The following is a 16,152-nucleotide window of genomic DNA, read 5'->3' as shown; positions in this document are numbered from 1 at the left end:
GGCGCTCCTTTGTGTTGGTTAGCGTTTATTGGCTAAATCAGCCTTTTTATTGCCCACAGGGTTAGCCTTTCTGGTTACGCTGCGCGGCTTTGCGCGCCAGTTTTTCCGCTCGACGAGCTTCAATCACCTGTGCGCTCTCTTCACCAATGTGGCATTCACCGCGCAGTTTCGCCAATTGAACTTGCTTCTCACGCTCACGAAAACGCGCTAATTGCTCTTCTGTGTGCGTCCCAAAACAGCGCGGACAACTGACCCCTTGTTCATACTGCTCGCTCTGTTTGTCGTCCTCGGTAATCGGTAGACGACAAGCATTACAGACTTGATAGTCACTCTCAGACAAGCCATGTCCGACCGCTACTCGTCCGTCAAACACATAGCAATCGCCTTGCCACAGGCTTTGCTCTTGCGGCACTTCTTCAAGGTATTTCAAGATGCCGCCTTCAAGGTGATACACCTCGTCAAACCCTTGCTCTTTCAAATAGGCCGTGGATTTTTCGCAGCGGATCCCGCCAGTACAGAACATGGCAACTTTCTTATGCTTTTGCGGATCAAGGTTTTCCTTCACATAGTGTGGAAACTCGCGGAACGTCTCGGTTTTCGGGTTGAGCGCGTTTTTAAACGTACCGAGCTGTACTTCGTAATCATTGCGCGTATCCACCACCAATACTTCCGGATCGGAGATGAGCTGGTTCCAATCTTGCGGTTTGACGTAAGTGCCTACCACATGACGCGGATCGATGCCTTCAACGCCCATGGTCACAATCTCTTTCTTGAGTTTGACCTTAGTGCGGTTAAACGGCTGCTCAGAGGCAAAAGACTCTTTATACACCGTACCTTTTAAACTTGGCTCGCTGTCTAGCCACGCCAACAGCGCATCAATCCCTTGGCGCGAAGAAGCGACTGTGCCGTTAATGCCTTCTTGCGCCAGCAGTAATGTGCCGCGAATGTGGTTCTCTTCCATCAGTGCCAGCAGCGGCGCTCTTAGCTCTTGGTAATGGTTGAGCTCAACAAACTTGTAGAGCGCACAGACAACATATTGACTCATGGTATGACCTTTTAATGACGACACAGGGAAATTGGGCACGCATTATAACCAAGCAGGCCGCTGACAAATACGGAACGTTTTTGGGGATATACCTTCTACTGGACGAAAACCTGACTAGAGATCTCTAGACGAGCAATATGTCTGAGCTGATTAAGTGCACCAGAGAGCTTTGCTGTACCTTAGTGTACTGCCGAAAAAAACCGGAGCGAAAATGCTCCGGCTTTACGTTCATGCGATGAATTAGTGCAGCTTGAGGTTTGGACGAAGCACGCGGTTGATCCGCCCCACTAGCATCATCAGACCGGTTTTGAACACACCATGCAGCGCCATTTGGTGCATGCGATAAAGCGAAATATACACCACGCGCGCAATGCGCCCTTCCACCATCATTGAGCCTTTGGTGAGGTTACCCATCAGGCTACCTACCGTCGAGAAACGGCTCAATGAAACCAGCGAACCATGATCTTTGTACACATAGTCCTTCAACTCACGTCCGTTGAGTTTGGCAACGATGTTGCTAAACGCGTGACTCGCCATTTGGTGCGCGGCTTGAGCGCGAGGCGGTACAAATTTGCCATCATGCTGCGTGCATTGCGCCAAATCACCGATAACAAAAATGTCGTCATCGCGAGTGGTTTGTAATGTGTTCTTCACCACCAGCTGATTGATACGGTTAGTTTCCAAACCCGCAATCTCTTTCATGAAATCAGGGGCTTTAATTCCGGCCGCCCAAACCATGATTTGCGCTGAGATCTTCTCGCCATCTTTGGTAGTTAAGCCATCGGCTTCAGCTTTGGTCACCATAGTCGCAGTGCGAACATTCACGCCAAGCTTCACCAGTTCATGATGCGCAGCCGAAGAGATGCGTGGCGGCAACGCAGGCAAAATGCGCTCACCCGCTTCCACTAAGTTGACATTGAGCTTACTCGAATCTAGGTCACCAAATCCGTAAGTGCGCAGCTCTTTAAGCGCATTATGCAGCTCTGCGGAGAGTTCAACACCGGTTGCGCCGGCACCCACAATCGCGATATCGACAGTTCCCTGACCATTTTTCGCGTGCAGTTTGAGGAACTGGTTGTTCATTTCCGTGCGAAAACGGTGTGCCTGCTCCGGGCTGTCGAGGAAGATACAGTGCTCTTTTACCCCAGGAGTATTGAAATCGTTAGACGTTGAACCGATTGCCAGCACAAGAATGTCGTACTCCAGTTCGCGACCTGGCAGTAGCAGCTCACCATGTTCATCGGTCAGCTCACTCAGTGTAATCACTTTGCGTTGACGATCGATGCCACACAGGCTGCCTAGCTGAAAATCGAAGCTGTGGTTTTTCGCGTGCGCACGGTAACTGAGCGCATCCACGCCTTCATCCAGCGATCCCGTTGCCACTTCGTGCAACAAGGGTTTCCATAAATGGCTTGATTTACGATCGACTAGGGTAATTTGGGCGCGTTTTTTACGACCCAATGTGCGGCCCAGTTTAGTGGCCAGTTCAAGGCCGCCAGCACCGCCGCCAACAACGATAATTCGTGTCACAGTGATAATCCTCTACAAAATAAAAAATGGGGTCCGCCCGACCGCGTTCAGCCGATTAATGATTTCAGCGAAGCGCATCCAACGGATAAATCTTGTTATGTGTGACACTGGGTCACGGGTTATCAAAGGGCGTTCTGTTACGTTAAGAATCAAAGTGCAGCACAATATTTGAAACAGCACACATATCGGGCAAGTTAAACTCTCGCTCTCAATTTTTTTTGATATTTATCAAATTATTTTATAGCGTGACATTATATAGCGCTAGCCCCTTACCGCAACAAAAATCCATTGTTGTGAGCGCTAACACCAGAATAATCCTTCGGCGTGTAACGCTAAAAAAGGAGCAGAGACAATAGGATGAGACCGCTTAGTGGTCGATTATCTTTCAACAATCATCAAATGAGTTGCACTTATAAAAGCTCAGCCCCAAAAGGGGCTGATGGTGTTTGATATTCTATTGCAAGAATATCCATTGTGATGGTACACGAGGTCGCTATAGCGCTTCTTTAAATGCTTTCATCGCTTGCAGATGCTGAGAAATCTTTTTGAATTTGTGACTCTCTTTCTCGTCCCAAATGATGGAGTAGTAGTCTTGCAACGCTTCTGCCGTTAGATTGTTGTCATGCACTTCGTCGTTGCGCGACAGGATCACTAAACAACGACCTTGATTTTTCATGCGGAACTTTTCGACACATTTTGTTGCAATATCTTCGTACTCTTCAGGGCGATCAATACGCCCTTGCATGTTGTTTTCCGGGTGAAGATTCGGATTGAAAATCACCTGTTTGATGCCACACAAAAAGCCAATGCGTTCGGACCAGTAGCCACCCAGACCGACACCACAAATAATCGGCTCGGGATCCTCAGACTGTTCAATGGCTTTATGCACTTCTTTTAATAAATGCTGCATATCATGCTTCGGATGTAAGGTACTGTAATTAACAAAACGTACATCGGGGTCAATAAACTGCAATTGCAACACTTTTTCGTGATTTCCAGGGCTGGTTGAATCATAGCCATGAAGATAGATAATCATAGTTCCCTCTCACTTTAAGCTTGGGTATCGCCATAAATCTACCACGATTAGCAGGGGTTTAAAGTGGTAAACCGGGTTGAGGCTGTAAACAGTGATCCTCGTGACATAATGTATGCAGCATTTGCTTGGCACTGAGCAAATATTCTTCACCACCCCAAAGCTTGTCGGCAAGTAGGTACCACAGCATCGCCATCATGGTTAAACGCGGCTGCCACGCTTTCACACCATCAAGCCACAAATCGATGTCGTCTATCTCTCTCAACTGGCAGTAACGACATACCGACTCAAACACGTTTTCCCCGGCAACTTGAATCACCAACGCGACATCCAACCTAGGATCAGCCAAAGCGGCATATTCCCAGTCAATCGCTTTCACCCCATCCGGACCTTTAACTAAGTTATAGTCCCCTAAGTCAAAATGACAAAGGGCGACGGGCAAAGGCTCAATGGAAGGAGCCATACGCCATTGTTGATACAAATTCTCAAATTCACTCCCCAAGTAGTGACCGTCAAGCTGCATCCAGTAGTGATCCACCCTCGCGGTGTAACTAAACGGCGCAAGCGGTAAACCATGCGTATCAAATTCGTGAATCTTAATGCAGGTTTTCAGTAAGGTATCGATAGAGGCCGCGCCGCGCATGGTCACGCCTTCCAGCCATTCGACCAACAAGCCCTGCTCGTTGACCAAAATCGGCTTGGGTCCGATTTTTAATGGTGCTATTGCCGCCAGAATCTGATATTCGCTGTAACGAGAAATAGAAAAAGCCTGACAGACTTTGCTGGCAGGCCTCCAAACATACGCTTTTCCATTGGCATCAAGGATTTTCCAACAACGATTGGTTAACCCTCCCGTCACCGTTTGAACTTGTGCGGGAGCGGGTACAAAAAACTCCGCTACCGCCTTCAAACTGGGATCAAGTTGTTTGGCTTGCTGCCAAGAAAACCACGCCATATTTCGCCTCACATGCGCTTACAGTCCAAGTAAACGTTTAGACTGCTGTTTGCGGATTTCAGTTTCATCCGCCCATTCGATCAGGCCCGTTTCCAGATCCATCAAGCGCATGGTCATTTTGTAGTAGACATCTTTGTCGCTGCCGTCATTTTTGACGATGCTCGACAAATTGCCATACAGCATGTATTGCGCACCCACCATCTTACCGAACTGAATTGCGGTTGATTGGTTCACCAAGTCGTCATTGTTTTGGAAGTTCAACTGCTCTCGCACCGCTTCAACACGGTCCATATCCACAAAGCGGAATTTCCCAGAGTTCAACATCTTGGTCGAAATGGTGTCGGTGATGGATTCTGTATCAATATGTTCGCTGGTTTTGTTTTTGATTCGTTCAACAAAGACTATCGGACGCTGATCACGAGTGATCGCGGCCACTGAGCCTGACATCATCATACTATCGATCATCTGCCCCGCGATGGTTTGCAGATCGGTCGAGCCAAAATCAATCGTTGTCGTTTCAGTCGCCTGTGCGTCTCCATAAGAAACCTTGTTAGAACAACCACCTAAAACTACTGCCAGCCCCAACAGGGCAACCACACCTTTGTTCATTTTTAGTCCTCACACTCTTGAGTTTTAATCATTATTTGCACGAATCTGCACTCGGTATTGAGTACCATTCGGATTAACCGTCACTTCCGATAGGGTAATCGACTCAAATCCCCTGACGATCGCTTGACGCCAAGGTCCGGGTTTGCTGTTCACTTCCAAACCATTCGCGTCATACCAAGAAAAACGGTACAAGATCGACTGGTCGCCTTTGTAATTACTGGTCAAACGCACCACACCACGAACTCGATCGTCAGCGGGTACCGTCGAGATATCGTCGATCAACAGACGATTACCCAATACGTTGTCATGAAAGAACACATGCTGTGTTTCCCCATCAACACGCATGCCTGCGGTATTTTCTGCACAGCCAGCCAAAGCCAATAATACCAGTGCCTGAATGAGCCAAACTTTCATTACAATCTCCCTAATTGTTTGTGCCAGATAGTCTGGTTGTCCCCTTGACGAGAGAGCCAGACCAAAGTGGTTTGCCCTGCTGGCACGTTAAACACATAATCTTGATTGGTAGACGTCATCACCTGTTTTCCAGCCTTCACCACCGCACTGGCCGTGTTGATTGTCGCAGGTAGTGTCTGCCAACTGCGAGTATCAGGCTGCTCTGTTAACGCATTCCAGACATTGAAGAGCAGATTACCCACATCGTCTCCTTTGGCCGCTTCTTTGCGCAGTTGATCTTTGGCAACCACACGCAACGCCTGACGAATCACCATCGACGGTAAACGCTCACCGAGATCGTATCTCGCCATTTGGTTCACATCCGCCAAGGAGTGCGTCGTCAACGCCTGCTGATTTAATCTCAGCGGTGAGAATGACGCACGACTTTGTTTGGCATAGTAGGGTAGCGCCAATGAGTACAGCGCACCCACGCCACGAGAATCGTAAACGGGCAGATCAATGCGCCATCCTTGCAACGCTTCAACCACGCCTTGTTCCTCTATGACGATAATACGCCCTTCTTCGCTACCTAGTGTTAAATCGTGCTCACCGTAGCGCTTCTCTAGTTGGCGAAGGTCTTCGCGCATCGCCAACTTTTTGGCGACGGCTATGGTTCGCTCAATCACTTCGCGATTGTCTGGCATCACTGCCAATGCGCGGCGGTAGTCCACATACGCCCCATTGAGATCGCGTGACGCTTCATAAAGCAGCCCTGAGAGGAAAAACAGATAGCCATTTTGCACTGCTTGCAACGTTTGTCCCGCGTCAGGATAGTTTGCCAATACGCTGCCTAAATTGGTGGCCATGCCGTTTTTCTGCATGTCTCGCTGCGCTGCATTAAGCTCGTCTTCACGCGCTTTTCGAGCCGCTTCCTGCACTTGGTTGGCTCTGCGCATTTCGACCAAGGCCCCTTCTAAACTATTTTGCTGCAGATAGTTCAAGCCAAGATAAAGATGCAAAAAACCCAGTTCATAATCTGCTGGGGTGTAATTATTCAGATTGTCATTCACGGCCAATGAGCCTACGCTGGTGGCGGTTTGTGACAGAGAAACTTTTGCCTGATCCTGCCATTGCCGCACGGCCACATCACTTTTTTCAAAGGCGCTTTTGCTTGCCGAATAATCACTGGCTAAAAATGCCAAACGGCCACGCTCCATATTGTCGAGCATCTCACCAGCCACCAGATCTGATCGCATCTGCTGCGCTTGTGAGTAGTGACCACTTTGCACCGCCTGATAGACGGACTTATTCTGCTCACTGTAATGACTAAATAGATTGCCGGCGGACATATTGGCGCACCCTGCTAAAGCGAGTACACCACTGAGCAATGCGGCAAACTTTATCTTTCGCGTCAAAACTCGGCTCCAATAGAGATATAAAAGACGTTTGGCCAGCGAGCGCTCGCTGGCCCCTTAACCTATCCGAGTCACCATTTATCCGAGCAACAAGGGACCAAGTGGACGTCCGCCCACCAAATGCATATGAATATGATAGACTTCTTGGCCACCATGCGCATTGCAGTTGACAATTATGCGATAGCCATCTTCGGCAATGCCCTCTTCTTTGGCGAGCTTTCTGGCAACAGTGAACATACGTCCCATCATGGCTTCGTCATCGGCTTCAACGTCATTCACGGTTGGAATAAGCTTGTTCGGAATGATCAAAATGTGGCTTGGCGCTCGAGGATTGATGTCACGAAACGCGGTGACGAGATCATCCTGGTAAAGTACATCAGCGGGTATTTCCTTACGAATAATTTTGCTAAAGATGGTTTCTTCGGCCATAGGTACTCCATTAAGTGGTGTGTAGCCCGGTTAGTATGCGTCAAGGCATGCGCCATCACAATAAAAAACAGTGTTCACTTAACATTATCAACAGTACGTCAACCTATAAAGCTTTTTTTGTCGCCCTCGTCATAAAATGCTCCATTCAAACTGCCTACAATGATGATAATTTTGTTAATTTTTTGAGACGTTTTACGTCTTTTTGCACTTTTTATTTCTATCTGGGAGAGGGCTTCACCTATGCAAGGCTCAGTCATTAAAAGGATGTATGCCGGTTTCGCGTTGATCATTGTGCTGTTTGTAGTCACAGTGACCATCATGACCAACGGCATGAATCAAATTCATTCTAACTTTGAGACGGTATCAAGCACCTCTCTACCTTTAGTTTCACTGTCTAACCAGACCAGCGTCCAGCTTCTGTCGGCAGATAAATCCTTCAAAGATTTTCTGACCACACAAGATCAAGCTCGGATGGCACAGATGCGCCAAGAGTTCGGCCAATCACAACAAGAGTTTGGCAAAACATTGGCCGAGCTTGAACAAGCCAGCCGTATTTATCCTGCTCTTGCCGAGCCACTTGATCAGCTTCGTGAAACTGAACAGAGCTATTTTGCAGAAGCTAATGAAGCGATGAACAACTACGAAGCGATGTTCACTGCCCAAGCTGAAGTGCAGAAATCTTCTCGTCGTTTCCAAAAACTGCATACCGAATTGACCGTTGGCATGAAAGAGTATGTTGATGATCAAACCAGTATTTCCGTCAAAGTGATGGCTAAGAGCTATTTCATCAAGTTGAAAGACGCCGAAGTGATTACCTCGGATGCGTTAGCAAGCTCAGACCTTGAGTTTGTGGAAAAAGCAGTTACCAAGAACAAGAAAGCGGTTACTCACTTAAACTACGCTTACCGGGGTTTGGTCACTCAGTTACCTTCTTTGAAAGAGGTGTTTAACCAATCGGTAGAACAGTTTACCCAAGACGTCGGGCAAAAAGGCGGGGTGCTTGACCAACATGCCAGTTACCTGCGCGCAAGAACGGCGCTGTACAACAACATCGCCAACCTAGCGGTCAAAGTTGATAATGCCATGACCACGCTAGAAACCTTCACCACCACCGCCACCGACAATTTGAATCAATCTCTAGTAGAAGCGGGGGAAGTTTACGACCAAGGCTTACTCAAGGCGATCGTCATCGGTATTGCGGTCACCATTTTTGCCGCTGCGGTGGGTTATCATATCGCGCACAGTGTACGCGAACCGCTCACACGCATTCTGGCAACGCTGGAGGGGCTGGCGAATGGCGACATGACACAGCGAATCGAGATCCGCTACAACAACGAGTTTAGCCGTGTGAGTGGCCATATCAATACCCTCGCCGATAGCTTGCACAACATCCTAGTCAAGCTTAATGACGCAGCGGAAAATCTTACCGACACCGCGGCCAACAACGAGAGGACCTCTTCTGAGGCGCAAACTCAGCTCAATGCGCAACGTGGCCAAACCGCCAGCGTTGCCACGGCAATGACTGAAATGTCTCATTCAGTCCAAGAGGTAGCACAGAATGCGCAAAGCTCTTTGGAGATGGTACAGAAAGTCGAAACCGCGTCAGATTCTGGCCGTAGCATCATGAGTAGCAATATCTCAACCATCAATCAGCTTGAGATGCGCCTCAATGAGTCGGTTAGTGCGGTCTCTGAGCTACAGCGCATGAGCGGTCAAATTGGGTCGATTTTGGATGTGATCCGCAACATTGCAGAGCAAACTAACCTACTGGCACTCAACGCCGCTATCGAAGCTGCGCGCGCGGGTGAACAAGGGCGAGGTTTTGCCGTGGTTGCCGATGAAGTACGCGTACTGGCTTCCAAGACCACTCAGTCCACCACTGAGATTGAAGCGATGATCAGTAACTTACAATCCAGCTCGCAATCTGCCAGTCAAGTGATTCAAAGTTGTATGAACGATATGGAAATGTCGGTTGATCAAGCCTCCAAAGCCAACAGTTCAATGGAAGAGATCCAAGCACTTATCATCGAAATCAGCCAGATGAGCACGCATATTTCCCACGCAGCCGCAGAGCAGAGCGAAACTTCTGCAGACATCGCGCGCAGCCTTGAGGACATCAACAGCATCGCTGATCGCAGCTACCATGCGATGGCAACCATTGCGCAAACCAGCGAAAGTTTGTCGAATCTGGCTCACCAGCAAACTGAACTGGTGCATCGCTTTAAGCTATAAGGCGTCTTATCTAAGCGCATCGCACCAAAGCCGTTTCCAATCCGATAAGGGCAACTTTTCACAGCGTTGCCCTTGTTTTTTATAAGCCTTGTCTACATATGGAGATCAAGGGCTTGCCAATTCCTTTTCTCTTTCATTCTGTGCAGCCCATATAAAAAGGAAACTCTATGGCTGTTCACGTCGGTATTATCGACCAGGATCCGGTACGCTTGGTCACTCCCCTACTCGATCATCGCACCGTCAGTACACACATCATTTTCATCGGTGACGAATCTCAGCACGACATGTACCAAAGGCTTCATTCCGTCCTCGCCCAACGCAGCATCACGACCGAGTTTTTTGAAATTCCCTCAGTGGTCGATACGTCCCTCATCAAGCAGTCTATCCAATCGCTGGCCGAGGATCTCAAACGCCGTGGCGAAGATGTGAAATTGAACGCCAGTTGTGGTCTGCGACATCGTTTGCTTTCGGTGTATGAAGTGTTTCGCACCTACCATTGGCCGATTTTTGTCGTGGAGCCCAACAGCGACAAACTTTGCTGGCTCTACCCTGACGGTAGAGAAGAGGCCCAAGTTCAGGACCGTATCACCATTTCAGATTACCTCACCATTTTTGGCGCACGCGGTGAGTTTAACGAGGTGGAGTTGCCACCCCAACTGGATCAGCAGCTCTACCAGCTTGGTGAACGCTGGGCGAGCAATGCTCTGGAGCTTGGCCCTGGGTTGGCAACGCTCAACTACTTAGCCACCACTTGTCGCAAAGAGCAGCGGCTTGATGTCGAGCTTTCCGACAAGCAGCAAGGCTACCGCGAACTGAATATGCTGCTGGCAGATTTGGTTGAGGCCAATATCGCCACCTACGAAAATGGGGTACTCACCTTTGCCAATGAAGACGCGCGCCGTTTTTCCAACGGTGAATGGCTGGAAACGTTAGTCCACAGCACAGTCAAGCAAATCCAAGATGACATGCCGACCATTCAAGACCATTCGCTGAACGTACAGGTTTACCGACAGCTTGGGGAGCGTGAAGTACGCAATGAACTAGACGTAGCCTCGGTGGTGAACAATAAATTGCACATTATTGAGTGCAAAACCAAAGGCATGCGTGATGATGGTGACGATACGCTCTACAAGTTGGAATCGTTGCGCGATCTGCTGGGCGGGTTGCAAGCACGTGCGATGTTAGTGAGCTTTCGACCACTGCGCCACAACGACATCACTCGAGCAGAAGATCTTGGCTTAGCTCTGATTGGGCCAGATGAACTGCGCGATCTGAAACTGCATCTCACCAACTGGTTTGCCCAAGCCGGTGGCAGCGACGGTATTTAATTTTTTCTGTGGAAAAAGAAAACCCGGAGCCAAAACTCCGGGTTTTACTATTCTGCAATCGAGTAAAAAGCGGGATTACAGCATCTTACGCGCCGATTCCACAACCACTTTGATTGAACGCGCTTCAGTTTCTTTCAGCGTTGCGTGATCTGGGATCTCTTTCTGAGTGCGGTTGATAATCACGCCCGCAACACAGCCCGCACGTAAGCCTGAGCTCGCACACATGGTCAATAGAGTCGCTGATTCCATTTCAAAGTTCAGCACGCCCATCTCTTGCCACTCTTTCATTGAGCCTTGGAAACGGCGTACTACGCGTCCGGTGAAAGTGTCGTAACGCTCTTGACCTGGGTAGAAAGTATCGCTTGATGCGGTTACACCTGTGTGTACCGTTGCGCCACTCTCTTCAGCGGCGGCTTTCATTGCCGTTGCCACTTCAAAATCGGCAACGGCTGGAAACTCCATTGGCGCGAAGTGCAAGCTGGCACCATCAAGACGAACAGAACCTGTGGTCACAATCATGTCGCCAACATTCACATGTGGCTGGATAGCGCCAGTCGTACCAACGCGTAGGAAAGTACGTACGCCAAGTTGAGCTAACTCTTCAACTGCAATAGAAGTTGATGGACCACCGATACCCGTAGAGCAAACAACCACGGATTTTCCGTCTAGCTCCGCTCGGTACAGGGTGTACTCACGATGGCTGGCTAGAAATACGGGATTTTCCATCTCTTCAGCGATTTTTTGTACGCGCGCTGGATCGCCCGGAATAATGGCCAGAGTCGCACCGTTGAGATCGGCTTCGGTTACACCTAAGTGGAAAACAGCTTGAGACATAAGTCACTCCTTATTGCGGCTTACTCTGTGAGGTAAGCTCAAATGAAATTGTGGGGTACAGAATGCACTTTACTTAACCGAAGTGAAATATGGAGTGATCAAAATCACAACTGACTAATGTAACAATTATGTATTTTCAGGAAAAACCGTTTGGCATCACAAAAAGCCAACAAATCAATCATCCATTTGCATAAATCTGAGACAAAGATACCTGCCACGTATCAGCAGGTATCTTCTCCATCTACCGTGCGCCAACCATCACTCTTCTTGCGGTTGAAAACGCAGCAGCCTCAACGCATTAAGCGTCACTAAGGCGGTCGCGCCACTGTCTGCCAATACCGCCACCCAGAGGCCAGTGATGCCGAGCAAACTCGTTACCAGAAACACCGCTTTCAACCCCAGAGCCAAGGTGACATTTTGTCGAATGTTACTTAGCGTGGCGCGCGATAGTTCGATCATCGCTGGTAATTCGACCAAGCGATTGTGCGTGAGCGCAGCATCGGCTGTCTCTAACGCTACATCGGTTCCGCCGCCCATCGCAATGCCAATACTCGCCGCTTTCATCGCCGGTGCGTCATTGATGCCGTCTCCGACCATTGCCACCGTTTGTTTTGTCGCCAGCTTCTCAACGTGATGCACTTTGTCTGTGGGAAGCAAGTTAGCCTGAAAATCGATACCGATGTGCTCAGCGATCGCTGCTGCGCTACGTGGGTTGTCTCCGGTGAGCATCAGCGAGGAAATACCTAAGCGTTTCAACGCATTAATTGCTTGGTGAGCGTCATCACGCAAGGTATCTTGCCATGCAATCAGACCCATAACTTGTTGATCATAGCGAACCAAAGCCACGGTTTTTCCCTCAGCTTCTAACGTCTGCATCGCTTTTTCGAGCGCGTCCGGAAGCGGAAAATTGGCTTTCGCTGAGGCAATCACTTCCACTAACTGCCCCTCTACCAACCCCGAAACGCCCACGCCAATCTGCGCCGTTTTGTCTTGGGCGTGAGGAATCGTCACTCCAGCTTCCTTAGCTTTGGCAACTAAAGCCGTTGCCAACGGGTGATTTGAGCCGACCTCTATCGCACTGGTCATGGTGAGGAGTTTCTCTTCACTGATATCGACAGCAACAATGTCAGTCACCTGCGGCTTGCCACGAGTTAAGGTGCCAGTTTTATCAAACGCGATGGTGTCCACTTTACCAAGTAACTCCAGCGCGGCCCCCCCTTTTATCAGGGCACCTCGTTTAGCGGCGGCGGCTAGCCCGGATGTAATCGCCGCTGGCGTAGAGATCACCAACGCACAGGGGCAAGCAATCAGCAGCAAGGCTAAACCGCGATAAACCCAAGTTTCCCAAGGCTGGGCAAAGAGCAATGGCGGTGTGACGATAACGGCCAGCGAGACCAACATCATCAGTGGTGTGTACCAGCGGCTAAATCTATCGAGAAAACGCTCCAGCGGTGCTTTACGTGATTCGGCTTGTTCGATCAGGTGCAAAATACGATCAATCGCATTCTCTCCTTGCTTAGACGTCACTTCGACTCGAACGACTTTATCTAGCGAAACAACGCCTGCCATCAACTTAGCACCAGCCTGATGTTCGACAGGAAGGGATTCGCCAGTCAACGCGCTTTCATCAAAACTGGCGATCACGCTCATCAATTTACCATCGGCTGGCAAACGATCGCCCGGAGCGATTTCCACCACATCTCCCGGTAACAACTCACTGGCAGCTACCGAAACCCGTTCACCATCGACGATTTTTATGCTGTTTTCTGGGACGAGCGCCATCAAGGCTTGCACGCCACTGCGAGCTCGGGACGATGCATACGCTTCCAGCTTTTCACCAATCAAAAACAGCAGCAGTACCATTGCCGCTTCAACGCTTTCACCTAAATAAAGTGCACCTAGAGCGGCCACACTCATCAAGGTTTCAATCGCAAATGGGGTACCCGATAAGGCCAAGCGCCACGCTTTTCTCGCGACAGGATAGAGCCCGGCTAAACAGGTGAGTACAAATATCCAACGGCTAACATCGCTATCAATGATTGAAAACAGGGCGCCTATCATCATGGCAAGGGAAATGGTCAAGATATGCGCGTTGCTTTTCAATGTTGCGCGCCAGCCAGATGCCGACTCATTGAGGGGATTGCGCACTTTTATTGCGCTGAGCAGGCTAAGAGGAAAGCCGGTTTTTTGCGCTAGGTGCTCAATATCGCTGGCAGCAACGCGCTCATCAAAATCGACCACCAGTTTTTCCGTGGCAAACAGCACTTTTGCTTCAATAACCCCGTCCATTGTACGCAGTGCTTTCTCGAGTTTTTGCGCACAGGAGGGGCAATCCATTCCTGAGATGAGCCATTGCTGGCGCTCTGTGTTCAGGCTTGGGGTTTGAGGCCTTTGCCGCTCGCTTTCCTCACCAGGGTCACTGGTTGAGCATACATCAGAGGAGCAGCAATCTGCCGTGGCTGAGTTGATTGGGCTGATTTTTGCAGCCGCGAGGTTAGCGCTCTGGCAGCAAGTTGATGCGGGACGAATAGCCGATATTTTTTGTGACTGACAAGCAGTATGTTTTGCGCACATAGTCGATTCCTTTTTTAAGATGACAACCTAAGCATAAACCTTGGAGTTCACTCTAAGGTCAAGCCCCTTTTTTGCCGACTTTTCGCTGCTCGCAATAAAATGGCCTCGCTAATCCGAGGCCACACCATCTGCTCGCATCTTGTCTATATACCTAGACGGGATGCTTGAAACAATCAGTCAGACTGTTTCCGACCGCTTTAAGCACATCACGGCGGGTTATCACACCAACCAAGCGGTTTTTGTCTACCACCGGGTACATTTTCGGTTTGCCTACCTTCATCATCTCCGCCAGCTCAATAATCGACATCTCAGGCGACACCGACAGCACATCGACATGCATACATTCACCGACCGTATGTGCGTCTTGGCAGTAGTAGCTGGCTTTGACTAACTTATCGAGTAAGTCTTGTTCAGATAAAAAGCCGATGACTTCTTCTTTTTCATTGATCACGGGTCCGCCCATCACCAGGCTTTCCATCACTTTATTCAGCGCAGCGCTCAATGACATATCGACCGTAAAGGTCACCGCTTGTAAGGTCATATAGTCTTTAACTTTTAGTGACTTCATCGCCATCTCCTTTGCAGCGTTTTTTGCACTTAAGTTAAGTGTCGTCTAATTTCCTCAATTTACTAAATCGAATGTGACGATTTTATCAATTGATGAGATCGTTCTTCTTAGCCTTGAGACAATCGGAGAAGTTGATAAAACCAGCGTCACCATTAACCCTACAATGTGTTATTGAGCTATATCTTAATAGCTGTATTTAAATCATAAAGTGAAGTAAGGGCACAGTATGGTAGATGAATCCATCTTATCGCGCGTTATTGTGAATAACCCAAAAGTGATCCATCACTTTTTTGAATCACTACCGGAGCCCACTTTTCTCATCAGTGAAGCCGGATATTACATTGAAGCTTGGGGCGGCAAGGATACCAAGCGACACCATAATCCATCTTATGTGATTGGTTTAAATCAGTTCGAAGTTCTGCCTGAAGACAAAGCAAGATGGTTTTTAGATGTGATAAAACAGGTGATTGCGACGCAGAAGCCGCAAGAGCTTGAGTATGAGCTACACCCTTACGACATGCCTTGTTTTAAAGGGGTCGCAGGCCCGAGTGAGCTGCAATATTTCAGCGCGTTTGTCATTCCGGTCATTGGAGAAGACAAGGTACTTTGGTCGGTGAGAAACATTACCGAATACAAAACCGCACTTCAGGAACTTAAACGGCAAAGAGCGTCACTGGAAACACTGTCTTGTTTAGATCATTTAACGCAATTAAACAATCGCTACGCACTGGAGATCTACCTTCCATCGCTTTTGGCTCAAGCGATTGCCAACGGTCAAAGTGCTGCCTTGTTTATGGTCGATATTGACTGTTTTAAAGATCTTAATGATACCTTTGGCCATCTCAATGGCGACAAAGCGTTAAGAATGGTGAGCCACACATTAAAAAGATGGAGCCATGAGAGCGGTAGCTGTTTTCGTTATGGCGGCGATGAGTTTCTCGTTTTTATCCCTGCCATTTCTCAGCAAGAATGTGTGGAAAAAGCGCACGCTTTATTGGCATCGGTCAAAAAACTTGCCATTCCTAATCCAAACTCAAGCGTTGCCAATATTTTGACCGTCACCATCGGCATTCAGTTTTACCACCAGTTAACTACAGAACATAATGATTTAGAACGTTTTATCTCCAAAGCCGACAAGGCCTTGTTTAACGCCAAAGCAACAAAAAGAGGAACTTTCCAGTTCCTCCCCTAATCGATACGTTTTCCT

The 16,152-nt window shown here is 48.7% G+C and carries 14 protein-coding genes; 3 read left to right on the top strand and 11 right to left on the bottom strand.

From position 1 onward, the window contains the following. Positions 1-61: 61 nt before the first annotated feature. From I3X05_RS04895 to hinT, 8 genes are all read right to left on the bottom strand, one after another. Positions 62-1,045 (bottom strand): rhodanese-related sulfurtransferase, encoded by a 984-nt coding sequence (locus I3X05_RS04895; RefSeq protein WP_193187099.1) that lies wholly within the window; start codon positions 1,043-1,045, stop codon positions 62-64. Between the two features lie 240 nt (positions 1,046-1,285). Further along, on the bottom strand, positions 1,286-2,575 hold the full coding sequence (locus I3X05_RS04890) for an NAD(P)/FAD-dependent oxidoreductase (RefSeq protein ID WP_045569001.1): 1,290 nt from the start codon (positions 2,573-2,575) through the stop codon (positions 1,286-1,288). Positions 2,576-3,068: 493 nt separating this feature from the next. After that, positions 3,069-3,611, bottom strand: coding sequence for an alpha/beta hydrolase YcfP (gene ycfP, locus I3X05_RS04885; RefSeq protein WP_045569002.1), 543 nt, complete (start codon positions 3,609-3,611; stop codon positions 3,069-3,071). 58 nt (positions 3,612-3,669) lie between these two features. Further along, positions 3,670-4,563: a thiamine kinase gene (gene thiK / locus I3X05_RS04880; RefSeq protein WP_045569003.1), complete on the bottom strand. Its 894-nt coding sequence runs from the start codon at positions 4,561-4,563 to the stop codon at positions 3,670-3,672. Positions 4,564-4,581: 18 nt separating this feature from the next. Next, positions 4,582-5,172 (bottom strand): penicillin-binding protein activator LpoB, encoded by a 591-nt coding sequence (gene lpoB / locus I3X05_RS04875; protein ID WP_045569004.1) that lies wholly within the window; start codon positions 5,170-5,172, stop codon positions 4,582-4,584. Between the two features lie 24 nt (positions 5,173-5,196). Further along, positions 5,197-5,586, bottom strand: coding sequence for a YcfL family protein (locus I3X05_RS04870; protein ID WP_193187103.1), 390 nt, complete (start codon positions 5,584-5,586; stop codon positions 5,197-5,199). Beyond that, the gene (locus I3X05_RS04865) at positions 5,586-6,980 is read right to left on the bottom strand and encodes a COG3014 family protein (protein WP_193187106.1); all 1,395 of its coding nucleotides are present in this window, start codon (positions 6,978-6,980) and stop codon (positions 5,586-5,588) included. Before I3X05_RS04865 ends, I3X05_RS04870 begins: the two co-directional genes overlap by 1 nt. Positions 6,981-7,058: 78 nt before the next feature. Beyond that, entirely contained in the window at positions 7,059-7,409 is a 351-nt protein-coding gene (gene hinT / locus I3X05_RS04860) for a purine nucleoside phosphoramidase (protein WP_193187110.1), read from the bottom strand. Between the two features lie 240 nt (positions 7,410-7,649). Between hinT and I3X05_RS04855 the strand changes: the two genes are divergently transcribed. Further along, the gene (locus I3X05_RS04855; protein WP_337970981.1) at positions 7,650-9,641 is read left to right on the top strand and encodes a methyl-accepting chemotaxis protein; all 1,992 of its coding nucleotides are present in this window, start codon (positions 7,650-7,652) and stop codon (positions 9,639-9,641) included. Between the two features lie 167 nt (positions 9,642-9,808). Then, entirely contained in the window at positions 9,809-10,969 is a 1,161-nt protein-coding gene (locus I3X05_RS04850; protein ID WP_045569009.1) for a DUF1887 family protein, read from the top strand. Between the two features lie 75 nt (positions 10,970-11,044). Here I3X05_RS04850 and udp read toward each other — a convergent pair whose 3' ends face one another. The 3 genes from udp to I3X05_RS04835 all read right to left on the bottom strand — a co-directional run bounded on the left by udp (position 11,045) and on the right by I3X05_RS04835 (position 14,945). Further along, positions 11,045-11,803: a uridine phosphorylase gene (udp, locus tag I3X05_RS04845; protein WP_045569010.1), complete on the bottom strand. Its 759-nt coding sequence runs from the start codon at positions 11,801-11,803 to the stop codon at positions 11,045-11,047. 258 nt (positions 11,804-12,061) lie between these two features. Further along, on the bottom strand, positions 12,062-14,377 hold the full coding sequence (locus tag I3X05_RS04840) for a zinc/cadmium/mercury/lead-transporting ATPase (RefSeq protein ID WP_045569011.1): 2,316 nt from the start codon (positions 14,375-14,377) through the stop codon (positions 12,062-12,064). 151 nt (positions 14,378-14,528) lie between these two features. Next, positions 14,529-14,945, bottom strand: coding sequence for a CBS domain-containing protein (locus tag I3X05_RS04835; protein WP_045569012.1), 417 nt, complete (start codon positions 14,943-14,945; stop codon positions 14,529-14,531). Between the two features lie 226 nt (positions 14,946-15,171). On the opposite strand from I3X05_RS04835, the gene I3X05_RS04830 reads away from it, so the two are divergent. Then, positions 15,172-16,137, top strand: a complete 966-nt coding sequence (locus I3X05_RS04830) for a sensor domain-containing diguanylate cyclase (RefSeq protein WP_045569013.1) — start codon at positions 15,172-15,174, stop codon at positions 16,135-16,137. Positions 16,138-16,152 lie beyond the last annotated feature (15 nt).

The sequence above is a fragment of the Vibrio navarrensis genome, assembly GCF_015767675.1.
Taxonomy (GTDB): domain Bacteria; phylum Pseudomonadota; class Gammaproteobacteria; order Enterobacterales; family Vibrionaceae; genus Vibrio.
Note: the sequence above shows the minus strand (reverse complement) of the source record. Positions and strands in the feature narration are given on the sequence as shown.